Source organism: Candidatus Spongiihabitans sp. (assembly GCF_965237845.1).
Taxonomy (GTDB): domain Bacteria; phylum Pseudomonadota; class Gammaproteobacteria; order Arenicellales; family Poriferihabitantaceae; genus Spongiihabitans.
Genome location: NZ_OZ250154.1, coordinates 1,273,225 through 1,290,074, shown reverse-complemented (window position 1 = coordinate 1,290,074; position 16,850 = coordinate 1,273,225). Strand labels below are relative to the sequence as shown.

The 16,850-nt window shown below is 48.3% G+C and carries 17 protein-coding genes; 2 read left to right on the top strand and 15 right to left on the bottom strand.

Annotated features, from left to right (window positions below):
- Positions 1–49: 49 nt before the first annotated feature.
- The 12 genes from clpS to rpmF form a co-directional block, all read right to left on the bottom strand.
- Positions 50–349, bottom strand: a complete 300-nt coding sequence (clpS, locus tag ACPXXB_RS06160) for an ATP-dependent Clp protease adapter ClpS (protein WP_423911007.1) — start codon at positions 347–349, stop codon at positions 50–52.
- A 132-nt stretch (positions 350–481) separates the two neighbouring features.
- Positions 482–853: a HesB/IscA family protein gene (locus ACPXXB_RS06155; protein WP_423910640.1), complete on the bottom strand. Its 372-nt coding sequence runs from the start codon at positions 851–853 to the stop codon at positions 482–484.
- 164 nt (positions 854–1,017) lie between these two features.
- Positions 1,018–1,791: a TatD family hydrolase gene (locus tag ACPXXB_RS06150; RefSeq protein ID WP_423910637.1), complete on the bottom strand. Its 774-nt coding sequence runs from the start codon at positions 1,789–1,791 to the stop codon at positions 1,018–1,020.
- A gap of 33 nt (positions 1,792–1,824) precedes the next feature.
- Entirely contained in the window at positions 1,825–2,880 is a 1,056-nt protein-coding gene (locus ACPXXB_RS06145) for a hypothetical protein (protein WP_423910634.1), read from the bottom strand.
- Positions 2,881–3,639 (bottom strand): dTMP kinase, encoded by a 759-nt coding sequence (gene tmk, locus ACPXXB_RS06140; protein WP_423910632.1) that lies wholly within the window; start codon positions 3,637–3,639, stop codon positions 2,881–2,883.
- Positions 3,640–3,656: 17 nt separating this feature from the next.
- On the bottom strand, positions 3,657–4,643 hold the full coding sequence (gene mltG, locus ACPXXB_RS06135; protein WP_423910629.1) for an endolytic transglycosylase MltG: 987 nt from the start codon (positions 4,641–4,643) through the stop codon (positions 3,657–3,659).
- Positions 4,644–4,681: 38 nt separating this feature from the next.
- Positions 4,682–5,920, bottom strand: coding sequence for a beta-ketoacyl-ACP synthase II (fabF, locus tag ACPXXB_RS06130; protein WP_423910627.1), 1,239 nt, complete (start codon positions 5,918–5,920; stop codon positions 4,682–4,684).
- Between the two features lie 247 nt (positions 5,921–6,167).
- Positions 6,168–6,410, bottom strand: a complete 243-nt coding sequence (gene acpP / locus ACPXXB_RS06125) for an acyl carrier protein (RefSeq protein ID WP_423910624.1) — start codon at positions 6,408–6,410, stop codon at positions 6,168–6,170.
- A 285-nt stretch (positions 6,411–6,695) separates the two neighbouring features.
- Positions 6,696–7,445 carry a 3-oxoacyl-ACP reductase FabG gene (gene fabG / locus ACPXXB_RS06120; RefSeq protein ID WP_423910621.1) on the bottom strand — a complete coding sequence of 250 codons (750 nt, stop codon included), beginning with the start codon at positions 7,443–7,445 and terminating at the stop codon, positions 6,696–6,698.
- 61 nt (positions 7,446–7,506) lie between these two features.
- Positions 7,507–8,475, bottom strand: a complete 969-nt coding sequence (locus ACPXXB_RS06115; protein ID WP_423910618.1) for a beta-ketoacyl-ACP synthase III — start codon at positions 8,473–8,475, stop codon at positions 7,507–7,509.
- A gap of 53 nt (positions 8,476–8,528) precedes the next feature.
- Positions 8,529–9,533: a phosphate acyltransferase PlsX gene (plsX, locus tag ACPXXB_RS06110; protein ID WP_423910616.1), complete on the bottom strand. Its 1,005-nt coding sequence runs from the start codon at positions 9,531–9,533 to the stop codon at positions 8,529–8,531.
- Between the two features lie 51 nt (positions 9,534–9,584).
- The gene (rpmF, locus tag ACPXXB_RS06105; protein WP_423910613.1) at positions 9,585–9,767 is read right to left on the bottom strand and encodes a 50S ribosomal protein L32; all 183 of its coding nucleotides are present in this window, start codon (positions 9,765–9,767) and stop codon (positions 9,585–9,587) included.
- A gap of 290 nt (positions 9,768–10,057) precedes the next feature.
- Here rpmF and ACPXXB_RS06100 point away from each other — a divergent pair, with 290 nt between their 5' ends.
- Positions 10,058–11,116 (top strand): 3-deoxy-7-phosphoheptulonate synthase, encoded by a 1,059-nt coding sequence (locus ACPXXB_RS06100; RefSeq protein ID WP_423910611.1) that lies wholly within the window; start codon positions 10,058–10,060, stop codon positions 11,114–11,116.
- A gap of 17 nt (positions 11,117–11,133) precedes the next feature.
- On the top strand, positions 11,134–12,318 hold the full coding sequence (gene sat, locus ACPXXB_RS06095) for a sulfate adenylyltransferase (RefSeq protein WP_423910608.1): 1,185 nt from the start codon (positions 11,134–11,136) through the stop codon (positions 12,316–12,318).
- A gap of 90 nt (positions 12,319–12,408) precedes the next feature.
- Here the strand turns inward: sat and hsdR are convergent, their stop codons facing one another.
- The 3 genes from hsdR to ACPXXB_RS06080 all read right to left on the bottom strand — a co-directional run bounded on the left by hsdR (position 12,409) and on the right by ACPXXB_RS06080 (position 16,840).
- Positions 12,409–14,838, bottom strand: coding sequence for an EcoAI/FtnUII family type I restriction enzme subunit R (hsdR, locus tag ACPXXB_RS06090; RefSeq protein ID WP_423910605.1), 2,430 nt, complete (start codon positions 14,836–14,838; stop codon positions 12,409–12,411).
- 320 nt (positions 14,839–15,158) lie between these two features.
- Entirely contained in the window at positions 15,159–16,577 is a 1,419-nt protein-coding gene (locus ACPXXB_RS06085; protein WP_423910602.1) for an ATP-binding protein, read from the bottom strand.
- Entirely contained in the window at positions 16,574–16,840 is a 267-nt protein-coding gene (locus ACPXXB_RS06080) for a restriction endonuclease subunit S (protein ID WP_423910599.1), read from the bottom strand. The genes ACPXXB_RS06085 and ACPXXB_RS06080 overlap by 4 nt, the downstream gene beginning before the upstream one ends.
- Between the last annotated feature and the right edge of the window lie 10 nt (positions 16,841–16,850).

The window sequence follows — 16,850 nt, the reverse complement described above, 5'->3', positions numbered from 1 at the left end:
AAGACTCCGGCCAATCGGTTCGACCACATATTCGACCATCGATTAGATATTAGTTTTTTTCCATTGTACACTGCAATGGTTGCTGGTTTTCACTTGCGAAATCAGTCACTATACGTACTTTTGTTTCAGCAATTTCTTTTGGAAATACCCCGCATATGCCCACCCCCTTGGTATGCACATGAATCATGATTCGTTCGGCTTGTTCCTGATTCATGCCGAAAAATCGTATGAGCAGAATAACCACAAACTCCATCGGCGTGTAATCATCATTCAACAACAATACTTTATATAGCGGCGGTTTTTTAGGTTTTAGTTTCGATTTTTCTGCAATTAAGCCGATTGCCGTCATTGTTCCCTGATCTGGGACCTGATCAGAGTGATCACCAGCGCTGTTAAACGGCGTTTTGAATCGCTCTTGTTTCATTAATAAAAACTTACCCGATATTGCTCGACGATGAGCGCAATCATTTAAGCGCTTGTTTTAGAAAGCGCCGCCACCGCAGCCGCCGCATGAACCGCTACCGCCGATAGATTGAAATACATTGTTGAATACAAAAGTGGCGTTAACACCATCGTCCGAATAGTCGATCTCCGCACCGCCGAGGAAACTTAACGCAATGGGATCGACCACCAGTTTAAAACCGTTTTCCCCGGTCATCGTACTATCATTGACCTCACCATTTTCGGCAAATGTCATTCCATAATTCATCCCGGAGCAGCCGCCGCCTGAAACGTAAATACGCACCGCGGAAACCTCTCCCTTCGTGTCATTAATCAAACCCGCTATTTTGTTTCTCGCGGTTTCAGTAACCGCCAGGTCTGATTCGGTAAGGATAGGGTTATATTCGCTCATGGTAAATTACCTCGTTTTAGTTCTGGCTCATCTGCCATCTATAATAATAGTTGTCTCAATGGATAACGATTGAAAAATCTTCGAGAAGTCATCTATAAAGGTAGTGACATTGTATCCAATATCAAGCAATTGGCAACCCCGAATTATATGATGCAGTATTAATATTACCTGCTCGCAGTGGAAAATAGCTGGAAAAAATTCTCGGTTGTGGTCTCGGCTAACGCCGGCAAAGAGATGCCGCGCAACTGGGCGAGCAATTCTGCCGTATGTTTTACAAAGCTGGGTTCATTGGTTTTCCCTCGCATAGGAACCGGCGCCAGATAGGGACAATCGGTTTCCACCAACATTCTATCCAACGGCACTTTTTTCGCCACGTCCCTTAATGCCTGAGCATTTTTAAAGGTCACAATTCCCGAAAATGAAATATAAAAACCAATGTCCAGGGCGCGTTTTGCGGTGCTCCAATCTTCACCGAAACAATGCATCACCCCGGCGCAGGATTTTGCGCCACGGCTTTCAAGCATATCCATAGTGTCATTTGCCGCAGACCGGGTATGGACAATCAGCGGTTTTTTACAGATTTTTGCGGCTTCAATGTGGTTTTCAAAGCGTTGTCGCTGCCAACTTAATTCACCTTTGCTTCTAAAATAGTCCAGCCCGGTCTCGCCTATGGCGACCACATTCGGATTTTCTGCCAGCGCCAAAAGTTCCTCGCAACTTGGATCATGACATTCGGTGGAGTTTGGGTGTACACCGACCGATGAAAAAATATTTGCATTATTTGCTGATAGTTTTTCAATCTGGGGATAATCCTCCAGATTGACGGATACGCATAGCATATAGTCAACATTATTATTCCGTGCCCGCGCCAGCAATCCATCCATATCTTGCGACAGTGCTTCAAAGTTTATATGGCAATGAGAATCGACCAGTTGCATATTCGTTCTGCTTGCGTTATTAGACCACAATTATTAGACCACAACTCGTTGAAATGCGAGCACCAAATCTTCAAGGGCAAGCTGTTCATTCACGGTCCCCCGAGCGATACGGCGGTAGTAACTAATTCTATCATACAGACCATATAGCCTTTCAACAGAGACATTTTGAGTGTCAATACGAATGCTTTCCATCCAATAGGGTTTGATGCCTGTGACACAGAATTTTGCCAGCTCGGTAACGAAACGATGAAACCATGCCAGAAGTTGCTCAAATTCCAGTTTGTTGAGCTGACCAGCAAAATCGACCGGGTTAACCTGTTTAGCCACCACCCCGGCAAAACCTATAAGACAAGCTTGATGGTGTTGCAGAAATCCGGTGTCGGATAATCGTCGCGCTTCCAAGGGGCCGCCATTTGCCAAGGTTAATGCGATATCAATCTGTTGCTCGGGAAGGTGTTGCGCGAGCCACGCCAATGCACTTTCTTTATCTGGCGTGGCAAGAGTCTGTGTCATACACCGACTGCGAATTGTTGCGGGCAGGTGGCTGGGGTTTGCGGTGACCAGGACCAAAATCGAATCTGGCGGCGGTTCTTCAAGTAATTTTAATAGTGCATTCGCCGCATTGATATTCATGCAGTCCGCGGGAAAGATAAGGGCAACCTTTGTTGTGGAAATATGGGCATGGGTTGAGAACCGCTCTATCAATCCTCGCACCTGATCGACAGAAATAACCCGGCTGTGCTTTGTCTTCTTTTCTCTTGCCGCGCTATCCAGATAACGGTTACTGTAATCGGTCAGCAGCGATAGCCGACCCTCAGCAGATTCCAATTCATTGGTCAGGACATGAAAATCGGGATGCGTCCCGGCATTAAATAGTCGGCAGTTTTGACACTGCCCGCATGGCCCATTATCTTCTTCTGAGACATCTTCTCCTGAAACGGCATTGCATAAAAGGTATTGGCACAGTTCAAAAGAAAATTCCCGCTTGCCGATGCCGGATTGTCCGTTTATCAACAGGCCATGATGCGGTTTATTCCTGTATCGAGCGAGCCGATGCCAATCCGACTGTTGCCACGAAAAGATCATCATTTACAAGGCGCCGTGTCTTGCCTTTAAAAACGCCTCAACGCTCCGGATCAAGTCGTTTTGAACATCGGCAACACGCCTGGTCGCATCGATCAACTTTATTCTTTGCGGATATTTTTCCGCTCGCTGCAAATAGACCCGACGAACCGCTTCTTTGAAGTCAATTTGTTGTTGTTCAAATCGGTCGCCTTTGATGCCGCGTTCTTTTGTTCGTTCCACGCCCACTGCAACTGGCACATCAAGCATAATGGTAAGGTCCGGTTGCAATCCTTGCTGCACCCAATCTTCAAGCTGTTGTATCCGTCGCTCGCTAATTCCTCGCCCACCGCCCTGATAGGCATAAGTCGCATCCGTAAATCGGTCGCAAAGCACACAACGACCCGTCTCCATTGCCGGCAAAATTACTTCGTGCAGATGCTGCATTCGAGCGGTAAACATTAACATCAGCTCCGCTTGATCGCTTATCCTTGCACCTGTCCTTGCACCTGTCCTTGCACCTGTCCTTGCACCTGTCCTTGCACCTGTCCTTGCGCTTATTCCTGTATGGGCATCATGTTGACCGTCGTGGTTATGGTCATCAAGTAAAATTTTTCGCAACACTTCGCCCAATTGCGTTCCACCGGGTTCACGGGTGGTAATCACATCAAATTTTTTATTTATCAACCAAATTTTCAGGCATTCGATGAGGGTGGTTTTTCCGGATCCATCAGACCCTTCGACGGTAATGAAAACGCCTCTATCCATGTTTTTTCTTTCTCGCATTTTTCTTTCTCGAAATTTTATTTCTTGATATATTTTCTTACTGCCGCATTGTGTTCTTTCAAGGTTTCTGAGAATTTATGCCGGCCTTTGCCTATCGCAACAAAGTAAAATGATTTGGTTTTTTTCGGATTCACTGCTGCTTCCAACGAATCATACCCAGGCAAACTAATCGGGGTAGGCGGTAATCCATATCGCATATAGGTGTTATATGGGGTGTCGGTCCTGAGATGTTTGTACGTGATCTTCCCGTTGTATTTGGTGCCGGCCCCATAGATAACCGTTGGGTCGGTCTGTAACCGCATGCCGACCTTGAGTCGATTACTAAAAACACCTGATATTAGCGGTCGCTCGTCCCGAATCCAGGTTTCTTTTTCAATAATTGAAGCCAGTATCAACGCTTCATAACGGGTTTTTATTTGCAAATTCCTTTGACGATTTTCCCAAACAGCGTCCAATTGATCCTGCATCAATAAAAACGCTTTCTTATAAATTGATAGATCGTCGTCGCCCCGGCGGTAATAGTAAGTATCCGGGTAAAACTGCCCTTCCGGGTGCAGGCCAGAGTGACCCATTGCTTGCATAATTTGTTGGTCGCTCCAGCCCAACGTCGTTATTTTCAGTTTTGGGGCGGTGCGGATCGTCTCGCGCATCTGCTTGAAGGTCCAACCTTCTATAAACGTTATTCGTATCCCAATTTGTCCTTTCCCGCTGACCAGGCGATCAACGAAATCGGCCAGAGATATTCCCTGGGGAAATTTATACTCACCCGCTTTAATTCGTGTACCCAGTGCATTTAGTCGAGCATGTAGTTTTAACGTGTAGGGCTCTTCAATAATTTTGTCTTCGACCAGTCGGTTTGCAATGGCGGACAGCGATTCTCCACGGCTAATTAAAAACGCTTCATCGCCAAAATCAAGCGGCTTTGAAATAGCCGACAAGTAATACCCAACCACGAGCAGCGCCATCAGAACACTCGCTTTTTTCGGCCACGACCAAAGTTTCATATGCGAGGCCCGCCAGAATGACAAAGTGGCTTTTAAGTTCAAATTTTACTGAACACCAAAGTGCCATTAGTGCCGCCAAATCCAAACGAGTTGCTCAGCGCAACATCGATCTTATGCTGTCTGGCCTCACCTGGAACATAATCAAGATCGCACGCCGGGTCCTGGTCAACAAGATTAATTGTAGGCGGTATCGATTGATGATAAATTGACATTGCGGTCATCACCGCTTCAACCCCCCCAGCCGCACCTAATAAGTGGCCGATCATGGATTTGTTGGAGCTGATGACTAATTTTTTTGCATGGTCGCCAAAAGACAATTTTATTGCCAGGGTTTCAGCCAGGTCCCCTTGAGGGGTAGAAGTGCCATGGGCATTCAAATATTGAACTTTGTCCACATCAATTTTAGCGTTACGTAAAGCATTATCCATGCACCGGGACGCGCCTTCCCCTCCTGGAGATGGACTGGTCATATGATAAGCATCGCCGCTCATACCAAACCCCGTCAGTTCTGCATAAATTCGCGCTCCGCGTTTTTTCGCATGAGCATATTCTTCAAGCACCAAAACCCCGGCACCCTCGCCCATTACAAAACCGTCTCTGCCAACATCCCAGGGGCGACTCGCGGATTCAGGATTATCGTTTCGGCGGCTTAGCGCACGGGCTGCGGAAAATCCAGCCAGCGAAGTGGGAGAGATGGGCGCTTCAGCGCCACCGGCCACCATCACATCGGCATCGCCGTATTCAATCAGTCGGCCGGCCTCGCCAATGGCATGGGTTCCGGTACTACAAGCCGTTACCATGGACAGATTAGGGCCTTTCAAACCATGGGCAATGGATAGATTCCCCGATATCATATTGGTGATAGTCATGGGAATATAAAAGGGAGATATGCGGCCAGCTCCCTTTTCCTGGAATATGTGTGTGGTTGATTCGATGGTGTTGACCCCGCCAATACCAGACCCAATATAAACACCGATTCTATGTGCATTACTTTCTGATATTTCAAGCCCGGAATCCTTTATAGCTTGATTGCCGCAGACCAGACCGAATTGCATAAACCGATCCATTTTTCTTGCAACTTTTTCAGGCAAGTATTCGCCGGGCACGAAATTATCGACCTCGCCCGCAAACGTGCAGGGAAACGAGGACGCATCAAAATGGGTGATACAGGAAATTCCATTTTCCCCTTTTAACATCCCTTGCCATGATTCGGTCAACCCAGTTCCAACCGGGGTTATCGCCCCCATGCCAGTAACCACTATGCGTCGATTGTTCATCGATATTTTAATTTTTTTCAGGATGCTTATTATACAAGACGAAATTTTTGAATTTATCCCGCTATTGTGACAACACTGTATATTACCTGATAAACATGATGCTCCGCATAATGCAAAAAACCGCTACCCGATGCAAGGTAGCGGCTTGAAGTGCCTTTCACTAAAACTGTCAGGTCAGTTCAAACGGAATATTTGGCGTGTATTCTGACAAGTTTGAGCCTCGCTCAAATGGATTATGGCTGATTGATCATGCGTCAGGGACAGTCGCCTTGATGTAATTTACCGCATCTTTTACTTTGGTAATGCTTTCAGCTTTGTCATCAGGGATTTCAGCGTCGAACTCCTCTTCCAATGCCATAACCAATTCTACGGTATCAAGCGAATCTGCACCAAGGTCATCTACAAAAGATGCCTCCAGGGTAACTTGATCTTCACTTACACCAAGCTGTTCAACAACAACTTTCTTTACACGTTCTTCGATGGTGTTCATTCGAGTTTTAGCCTCCAGATAATGAGTGGATTGAATTTCCGCCCTGCAGATGTTTCGTTCTTTCTAATCTCAATGCGGGTATCAAAAAAGAGTGGATGTTCAGGTCATTGGGTAATTTTTTGACCGATGGATAGTAAACAATAGAAAGGGTCAAGTCCAATAAAAATTAACTCAATTTTAGTTTTTTTGCTTGCTTTTAGAGCGGAATATTCTCAAACCCTTCTTAATTACAACAGCTAACTATTTGAATTTTCTTCGATATTTCCCAAATAATCAATTCATACATTAAACCATAAACATCCCGCCATTTACGTGGATAGTCGTCCCGGTAATATAATTCGCCATATTTGATGCAAGAAATACCGCCGCCGAGGCAATGTTTTCAGGGGTTCCCAGTTTTGCCATTGGAATGTTTTTCATTATCGCCTGGCGTTGGTCTTCGTTCAACGCATTGGTCATATCGGTTTCTATGAATCCTGGGGCTATGGCATTGACAGTAATGTTGCGAGATGCCACTTCCTGAGCCAATGATTTGGAAAACCCGATTAAGCCCGATTTTGCCGCCGCATAATTCGCCTGGCCCGCGTTACCGGTAGCGCCCACTACCGAAGAGATATTGATTATCCTTCCAAATCGCGCTTTAGTCATGCCGCGCAAGCAGGCTTTGCTCATGGTATAAACTGATTTCAAGTTGGTGTCCATAATTTCATCCCATTCCGACTCCTTCATTCTAAGCACTAAATTGTCACGGGTAATCCCGGCATTGTTTACCAACACCAGCGGCGCTCCAGACCGCTCGGTAATTTCAGTTATCAAATTCCCGACACCGCCTGCATCGGTCACATCCAGCGCTCGACCATAGCCGATGCCTTCCATATGCTTAAAACTATGCGCTATGGCACTGGCACCGTTATCCGAAGTCGCCGTGCCGTAAACGATGCCACCCTGCTCAATCAGGGCGCATGCTATGGCCTTGCCAATGCCTCTAGTCGCGCCTGTAACCAAACAAACTTGATCTTTTAATAAGTCATTCATTTGTATTTTTCATTTGTATCTTTTTGCGGGTTTTGGTGCAGTGGACATTAAATTCTGATTATTACATTTTGATCATGGCCGATCCCCAGGTAAACCCACCACCAAAACCTTCAATCAGCACATGGTGGCCCGACTGTATCCTGCCATCACGAACCGCCTCATCGAAGGCAAGCGGCACCGAAGCTGCGGACGTATTGCCGTGGCGGTCTACCGTAACCACCACTTTTTCTGAGGGAATTCTGGCGCGCTTTCCAACCGCATTGATTATACGGATATTCGCTTGATGGGGAACCAGCCAATCAATATCGTCCCGGTTCATGCCATTTGCATCGAGGGTTTCATCTACAATATCGCTCATCGCTGTCACTGCCCATCGAAACACTTCCCCGCCCTGCATAGTGGTAAATGCAGTGCCTGCTTTTATCTGATTAAAGTTTCTGGAAACGCCGACAGGCACACATAACAGGTTTTTGTATTTTCCGTCGCAATGCAGGTGAGTAGACAGTATTCCGGGCTCATTATCGGCCTTCAGCACCACCGCGCCCGCGCCATCGCCAAACAGCACGCAGGTGCGGCGGTCGCTCCAATCAATGATCCGGGAAAAGGTTTCCGCACCCACCACCAATGCGCATTTGGCGCTGCCTGTTTTGATGAATTTATCCGCTACATCCATCGCAAACAAAAAACCGGCGCAAACCGCCTGAACATCAAAGGCCGGTGGCCCTTCAATGCCTAATCGATGCTGCAATAAACAAGCAGTGCTGGGAAATACCTGGTCGGCCGTGGTAGTCGCAACCAAAATTAAGTCGATTTGGTTGTTTAAAATTCCGGCAGCCTCCATGGCGTTTAACGCTGCTCGCTCAGCTAAATCACAGGTGAATTCATCGTCTGCGGCTATTCTGCGTTCACGAATTCCCGTTCTGGAGTAAATCCAGGCATCGTTAGTGTCAACTAATTTTTCAAGACCTGCATTGGTCAGCACTTTTTCCGGCAAATAACTACCTGTGCCAATTATCCGGGAGTACATCATTGGAAATCTTTTTGGAGAAATTTAATTGAAAGTAATAATTTATGCGGACGGGGTCAAACCGAACTCGCCACGATAGCTGATTCTATTTGATTGACCAGTCCTTTTCGTGTCTCTTCAATGGCAACCTCAATGGCAAACTTAAAACCGATGTGATCCGTTCCGCCATGGGATTTAACCACAGCACCTCGCAACCCAAGCAGACTTGCGCCATTATAGCGGCGATGATCCAGGCGACGTTTAATTGCGTTTAACACGGGTTTCGCTAACAATCCGGAACCTTTGGCGACAACATTTCGACTAAATTCTTCTTTTAATACGCTCATAATCATTTGTGCGACGCCTTCTGATGCTTTTAACGCAACATTACCCAGAAAACCATCACATACGATCAAATCGGTGTTTCCCATATAAATTTCATCCGCTTCAATGAAGCCAATGTAGTTCAAGTTACTGCCCTTGAATAATTCCGCCGTTGCCTTTATCGATTCATTTCCCTTAATTTCCTCAACACCGATGTTGAGCAGCCCAATAGTTGGGTTCTTTTTCCCGTTAAGACAGTCGATCAACTGCGACCCCATTAACCCAAACTGCAATAAAATCTCAGGCGGCGTATCAATGTTCGCGCCAAGATCCAGCATATGAGTATAACCTTCGGGCCGAGGCAACGACGCACAAATCGCCGGGCGATCAATACCCGGTATGGTACGCAGGACAAACCGCGCTGTCGCCATCAATGCGCCGGTGTTTCCTGCACTAACACAACCATCAACGGTGCCGTCCTTGACCAGATTTATGGCGACCCGCATGGATGAATCTTTTTTCCTTCGCAACGCATTCGCCGGATGCTCATCCATTTCGACAATCTGCGAGGCATGTTGGATGGCCAGACGCTTGCCGAGTTTCCCGCCCAGATCGTTTAGTTTAATTTTGATTTGGTCGGTATCGCCTACCAGAATCAATTTTATTTTCTGGTAGGTTCTCAGAATTTCGAGGGCCGCAGGAACCGTGGTTCCTAATCCGTGGTCACCTCCCATTGCGTCGATCGAAAGTTTAATCATTGCTATATGGGCTGGCAAACCAAACCCTGCCGCGCCGATAGGCAAGTGTTTTTATTGTTCCGATTTAGTGGCCACGAGTTTCTTGCCGCGGTAATAGCCATCCGCCGTGATGTGGTGACGTCTATGCAATTCGCCGGTAACGGGGTCGATCGACATAGTAGAATTTTTCAACCTATCGTGAGCTCGACGCATTCCTCGTTTGGAAGGCGTTTTGCGGTTCTTTTGTACAGCCATGATTTCCTCGTTATGGTTAATTCAATATATTGTGGATTGAGCCCAAACCAAGAGACCAGAATTGGTCCTGTTTCCGGTCTGCCATTGTGCCGCTGTGCAACACAGATTGAGATTATTAAATAAATCCACAGGATTATATTCGTTTCCCTGGTTCTCGTCAAAACCAGCCGAAACCCCTGATTAATACGAATTTAACCGATTATACAGCTATTTTTTTGAAGTAATCACTTAACACTTTGTAATGATAAACATACAATCCGATATCTTATTTTTAACCCACGGGCAAACTTGTGACAATATCCATTACCGACGATCTTAGAATCGGCAGCATCAACCCGGTGATCAGTCCAAGCGAAATCATCACCGAGCTGCCAACGACTGAGGACGCTGCAAAAACCACGTTGGCAACGCGGGCTGCCATCCATAATATTTTGGCAGGTGAGGATGATCGCATCCTGGTCGTGGCCGGGCCCTGCTCAATACATGACACTACGGCGGCAATTGAATATGCCAAACAGTTATTGCCGCTAAAACAAAAGTATCAGGAAGATTTGCTGATGGTAATGCGAGTGTATTTTGAAAAGCCGCGCACCACGGTAGGCTGGAAGGGATTGATCAACGACCCAGATCTAAACGATACCTTCGACATCAACAAGGGACTGCGCACGGCACGAAATTTGTTGCTCGATTTGAATAATCTAGGCATGCCGGCGGGAACGGAATATCTGGACATTATTACGCCGCAATACGTTGCCGACCTTATTTCCTGGGGCGCCATTGGCGCGCGTACTACCGAAAGCCAGGTTCACAGGGAGCTGAGTTCGGGGCTATCCTGCCCTGTGGGGTTAAAGAATGGCACTAACGGCAATCTCGATATTGCCGTGGACGGAATCCGCGCTGCCGCCAGACCCCATCACTTTTTATCCATGACCAAAGATGGGCGGTCAGCAATATTCACGACCACAGGCAATACCGATTGCCATATTATTTTAAGAGGAGGCAAAGTCCCAAACTTTGACGCAGATGGCGTCAATCAAGCCTGCGGCAAACTTGTCGAGGCTGGACTCACCCCGCAAGTAATGATTGATTACAGTCATGCCAATAGCAAGAAAATTCCTGAAAACCAGATCCTGGTTTCCGCGGATGTCGCTAATCAGATTTCATCCGGCGACAAGCGGATTATCGGCGTGATGATCGAGAGCCATTTGGTCGCTGGCCGACAGGAAGTGGTGGATGGAATAGCACAAACCTACGGGCAGAGCATTACCGATGCCTGCATAAACTTCGATGCCACGGCGACCATCATAGACCAGCTCGCCGCCGCTGTTCGCAATCGCCGTCAAACATAATTTTCAAAGATGGTTTTATGATCAAACCCCATGGTTCTGCGGAACTAACGCCTTTATATGTTGAACATGCCGATGAACGGCGAGCGCTGACAGAACAGGCACAATCCCTGAATTCGGTTTTATTGAGCTCGGCCGGGGCCGCAAATGCGGTGATGCTGGGCGCCGGTTACTTCACCCCTTTATCGGGTTATATGGACAAGGCGGACGCCTTGAGTGTCGCTGATTCCATGCGAACCGATAATGGTTTGTTTTGGCCCACTCCGGTTTTGTGTTTGGTGGACTCGGCAGATCACATTGCGCCAGGTCAATCGATTGCGCTTAATGACCCTAACGTTGCCGACAATCCAGTGCTTGGGGTAATGGAAGTTGACAAAGTGGAGACCCTGTCCGAGCATGATATGGCGTATATCAGTGAAAAAGTTTATCGCACCATGGACATCGCCCATCCCGGCGTTGCTGCCTTCAAAAACCAGGGCCGCAAGTTATTATCCGGCGCCGTCAAGGTTTTGAATTTCAGTTATTTCAAAACAGAGTTTGCGGAAACTTTCCGCACCGCGGTCGAAATTCGAGCGGCGATAAAGCATAGCGGTTGGAAAAAGACAGTCGCATTTCAAACCCGTAATCCCATGCACCGCGCTCACGAGGAGTTATGTCGCATCGCCATGCGGCGCGTCGGCGCCGATGGTTGTGTCATCCATATGTTGCTCGGAAAACTCAAACCCGGAGATATTCCCGCAACAGTGCGCGCCGCCACCATAAGCAAAATGGTGGAATTGTACTTCCCGAAAAATACGGTAATCATCGCCGGTTATGGTTTTGACATGTTATATGCGGGTCCCCGCGAGGCCGTGTTGCATGCTATTTTTCGACAAAATATGGGCGCCACCCATTTCATTATTGGCCGCGACCATGCCGGAGTCGGCGACTATTATGGCGCATTCGACGCGCAAACCATTTTCGACGAGGAAGTGCCGAAAGGAGAATTAGCCATCGAAATTTTCAACGCCGACCACACTGCATACTCAAAGAAACTCGACAAGGTGGTGATGATGCGCGAAGCCCCAGACCACAATATGGAAGATTTTGTTTTACTGTCCGGCACCAAAGTCCGCGAAATGCTATCCCACGGCATCGCACCCCCAGCCGAATTTTCCCGCCCGGAAGTCGCGCAAATTTTAATGGATTATTACCGGTCAAAATGAGCGAGACCGCGCTTGTCATTTTTGTGTGGGCTTGTATGGCAAGGCAGGGAAAGACACATCACAAACCATATGGGCGATTTGCACAACCAATCATGCAACTTCTTGGGGCCTGTATAAGTGCGGCTGGAAACCAATAAATACATTCCGTATCTCATCAGCACTGATACCCAACTCTGCGATAGCATCGTGTACAGAGTTATATTTCAAATGCAGTAAATCGGGTAATTTCCTATCATCCAGTTCACCCACTCCTTGTTTGATGTAATGGCCAAGAACGAATTCCAGGAATTCTCGCTGTTTATACCCATAGTTCGCCAAGATGGCGGCTTTGCGGGTATCCACCCGCTGCTTGCGACTGATGGCAGGCAGAGCATATGCGATGTAAGCCAGCACATCGTAGAGATCGCTCTTTTCGGCATTCACCAACCGGGTTAACTCGGCCAACTGTTCTGTGCCGTACCCCTTCTCCGACAAGCCTTCAAGCAGTTGCCGCCGCGTGTCCGGCCTGCCCCACTGCTTGCGCAGTTCATCCTCGTTTTTGAACAATGCAGGCAGGTCGCCGAAAAGCCGCGCAATGAACTGTGCGGCCGACATCGGTGTGCCATCCGGATTCCAGAATGAGGTAGCCATCATATGCTGGATGGCGCGTTCCTTGCCGTCGGCTAGTTTAATCTTCACCCACTCGCGTTTGTTGCACACACAGGGGGACTGTTCACAGTTGGGACATATGGTTGGCTCGCATACACAGGGAGTCTGCCCGCACACGGGGCATATACTCGGGGGCTGCACCACGCAGGTACAGGGGATATTGCCACAACGTTCACAAAGCTCCGGTTCCTCCGGCTCACCGTCCCATTCTGGATCGCTGAAATGCTCGTACGCCTTCACAAAATCATAAATCGTGAAGTAGTCCTTGCCGTCAAACAGCCGCGTCCCGCGACCGACGATTTGCTTGAACTCAATGATTGAGTTGATCGGACGCAGCAAGACAATGTTGCGCACGTTGCGGGCGTCAACCCCGGTCGAGAGTTTGTGCGATGTGGTCAGAACAGTCGGGATGGTCTTCTCGTTGTCCCGGAAAGTACGCAGGTACTGATCGCCGCGGCCGCCTTCATCGGCGGTGACGCGGACACAGTAGTTCGGGTCGGCACTGGTCGTGGTCTGGTTGATCAAGTCGCGAATCAAGAGCGCGTGTTTCTGGTTCGCGCAGAAGACTAGCGTCTTTTCTCTTTGATTGATATCATGCATGAAGATATCGACGCGCTTCTTCTCTCGCTCCTCAATCTTGATGCTACGGTTGAAGTCGGCTTCGGTGTAGCACCTGCCTTTCTCGACCTCCCCCTCCACCACATCATCGTCCTGGGTATAAACATAGTCATCAATAGTAGTGGCGATCTGCTTGACCTTGAAGGGCGTCAGGTAACCATCGTTGACGCCGTCCTTGAGGGAGTAGGTGTACACCGGCTCGCCGAAGTAGGTGTAGGTATCGACGTTATTCGTGCGCTTCGGTGTGGCGGTTAGTCCTAACTGCACCGCCGACGCGAAGTAGTCCATGATGGCGCGCCAGGCGCTCTCGTCGTTGGCGCCGCCGCGGTGACATTCGTCAATGACGATGAAGTCGAAGAAGTCGGGCTGGTAGTCGCCGAAACTCGGATTAGGTTTGCCCTCAGCATCGCGCCCGCTCATAAATGTCTGGAATATGGTGAAGAAAACGCTGCCATTCTTGGGCATGCTGCCCTTCTTGCGAATCACATCCGGCGCAATCCGCACCAGCGCGTCCTCCGGGAAGGCATTGAACTCGTTGAAGGCTTGGTCAGCCAGGATGTTGCGGTCGGCCAGGAACAGGATACGCGGGCGGCGGCGCGGCTCCTGCCCCTCTTCCAGTCCGTTACGCCAATCGGTGAGGTTCCAGCAGGCGTGGAAGAGTTTCCAGGCGACCTGGAAGGCGATGGCGGTCTTGCCGGTGCCGGTCGCCAGCGTCAGCAGGATGCGATCCTGTCCCGTGGCTATCGCATCCAGCGTTCTGGTGATGGCGTTGTGCTGGTAGTAGCGCGGCTGCCACTGTCCGCCCTTGTCATTGAAGGGGACGGCGGAAAACCGCTCGCGCCAGTGCCGCTCCTGCGCCTCGCTCTCGCCATATGCAGCCTCCCATAACTCACACGGCGTTGGGTAGTCTGCAACATCGCCCTCCTCGCCGCTTCGCATATCCACGCGGTAGATGCCGTGGCCGTTGGTGGCGTAGGCGAAGGGCGTTTGCAGTTTCTGCGCGTAGTTCTTGGCTTGCCCCAACCCATCAGTGACCGGCGCGCGCTCGCGCTTGGCTTCAATCACCGCCAGTTTCTGGTTCTTATAGACGAGAACATAGTCGGCTTTTTCCTGTTTCGCGCGGCTACCTGTGCCTTGCAGGCGACCGAGGGTGATGACCTCGACTTGGATGCGACTCCCGTCTGTAACCCCCCAGCCGGCAGCCTTGAGCGCAGGGTCAATCAGGTCAAGGCGGGTTTGGGCTTCGTTTCTCACGATGGATTTTGGGATGGCGATTAAAAAGAGAAGTTATTGATTTGCAAGGGGGGTTCACATAAATGCGCTTTTCCGTTTTGATAAAACACTAACTTATTGTATTTTATAAGATATTAGTGTGAAAACTCGTTTTTTAGATCTTCCTATAAAGCACTTTAGATAGGCTCGGTCAACCCTGGAAAGGTAGCAGACATATTTTTTTTCAGCAATATCCGTTTTCACTCTTAAATCCGCTTAAGATAGCATCGTATTGATTAAAAAGGTTTTGTTGAGTTATCCACAGCATTTTACGGTTTGCGATTAAGTACTTTTTTCAGCATCTATGCCCAGAAAGGCAAATAGCGGGCATATCGTGTTGCCGTTAATTCCGAGCTACCGGATTTAATCAATCCTGCTGCCTTCGTTTGCGAAATGATTTGTGAAACGGTGGATATTTTACTCTCATCAAGCCTAAACCGCTCACGAAGAGAATGGTTTGTCATGCTTTCGTTGAAAACATGGCGCAGACAACAATGTTGATAGCAAGCGCGAATACGATTCTGCCTAGTCATAGCGGAGAAATCCACATGGGCAAACAAAACGACTGTGGTTCTGATGTCGTCTTCTCTAAAATCTGGAGCGGGGAGCTGGGAAACCTCAACTTGGCGGATGACTTTATTAATACCACTGCCTTTCTCTTCGCAGATGCCAAACCGACGCATAACATCGGCTAACCTCTCATTGCGGGATTTATAGCCATCAATAAATCTATTAACATTGATAATTGGCGTTCCCGGATTGGATATTTCTACTCTATCTGAGTACATCTCGATCATAACCGATGTACCCGAAACAGAAAAATCCTGGTGAATCAGTGCGTTGGCAATTAACTCACGCAATGCTTGCAGCGGAAACATTTTATATTCTTTTCGTATCGTTTCTTCGATGAAGCGATTTTGTGGCGCTATGTGGTGCACAAATTTGACTAGCTTTTCAAAGGCAACCGCATAACCGAAAGCACCTTGTTTGTCATCTCGCGTAACCAATTTATTGTTGCCTTCATAAATGATAACACGTGGCGCTTTTCGATAAATATTTGGCGGAAATTCGCGCAACTTATTTGCCAACAAAATTGCTGCCATGTTAGTGATGCCCCACTTCTCTCCCTGTTTTTTTATCAGTCCCTCAGTTTCAAAACAGCTTAAAATTCCCGTTACTGTGTCTGGATGGGGCAATCCAAGCAATTTAAAATACGTTTTTGTGCTCAAAAGAGTTGTTACCCCCTCCGCCGCAACATGTTCGACTGCCATTTGCTTCAACCAGGATTCCATATCTTCCGCAAATATCTCTTTCAGGCGGTCGGGAGTCATTGCAACCACACTCTCGCCAGCACGCATCAAATAGCAACCATTAAAATCCAGCGGCTGTGCGACGGGTCGCGTAGGTATTTCAAAAACCAGCACTCGTCCATCAGGATGTGTGATTGCATGGACATCCACCCGGATATGTAATTGATTAACAATTTTGAGTTTCAGTTTATTTAATTGGCTTACCGATGCGAATGCTTGTGTGCCGGTTACTTGTCGCGGTGGAGTGTTTTTGACACCTAGAACGAGGTGTCCGCCGCCTTCGTTAGAAAGGGCAACGCAGTATTTCAATACATCATCGGTTCTATATTTTTGTGATGCTTCTTTGAACTCCAGTTTTTCGCTCTCAACCGGAACGGTTAACCATCTTTCAAGTGTTTCAATGGAAATCATGCGCCGGCCTCCGAGAACGTGCGGTCGGCGGCGTTGGGGTGCGCGGTCAACTCGCCGGTGAAGGCCTTGTGGAGGAGAGATTGCTTGAGTTCGGCGAGGACGCTGATCTTTTTTTCATAGATGCCGACAAGCGACTGTTTTTCTGCCGAGAGTTTGTCGAGGACCGCTACGATGCGTTTCTGCTCGGAGATGGGCGGGATTGGGATAGGGTAGCTTTGAATAAACTCTAGTGGAACACGTTGATGACCCACAGCTCCTGCCATCTGAGCAACA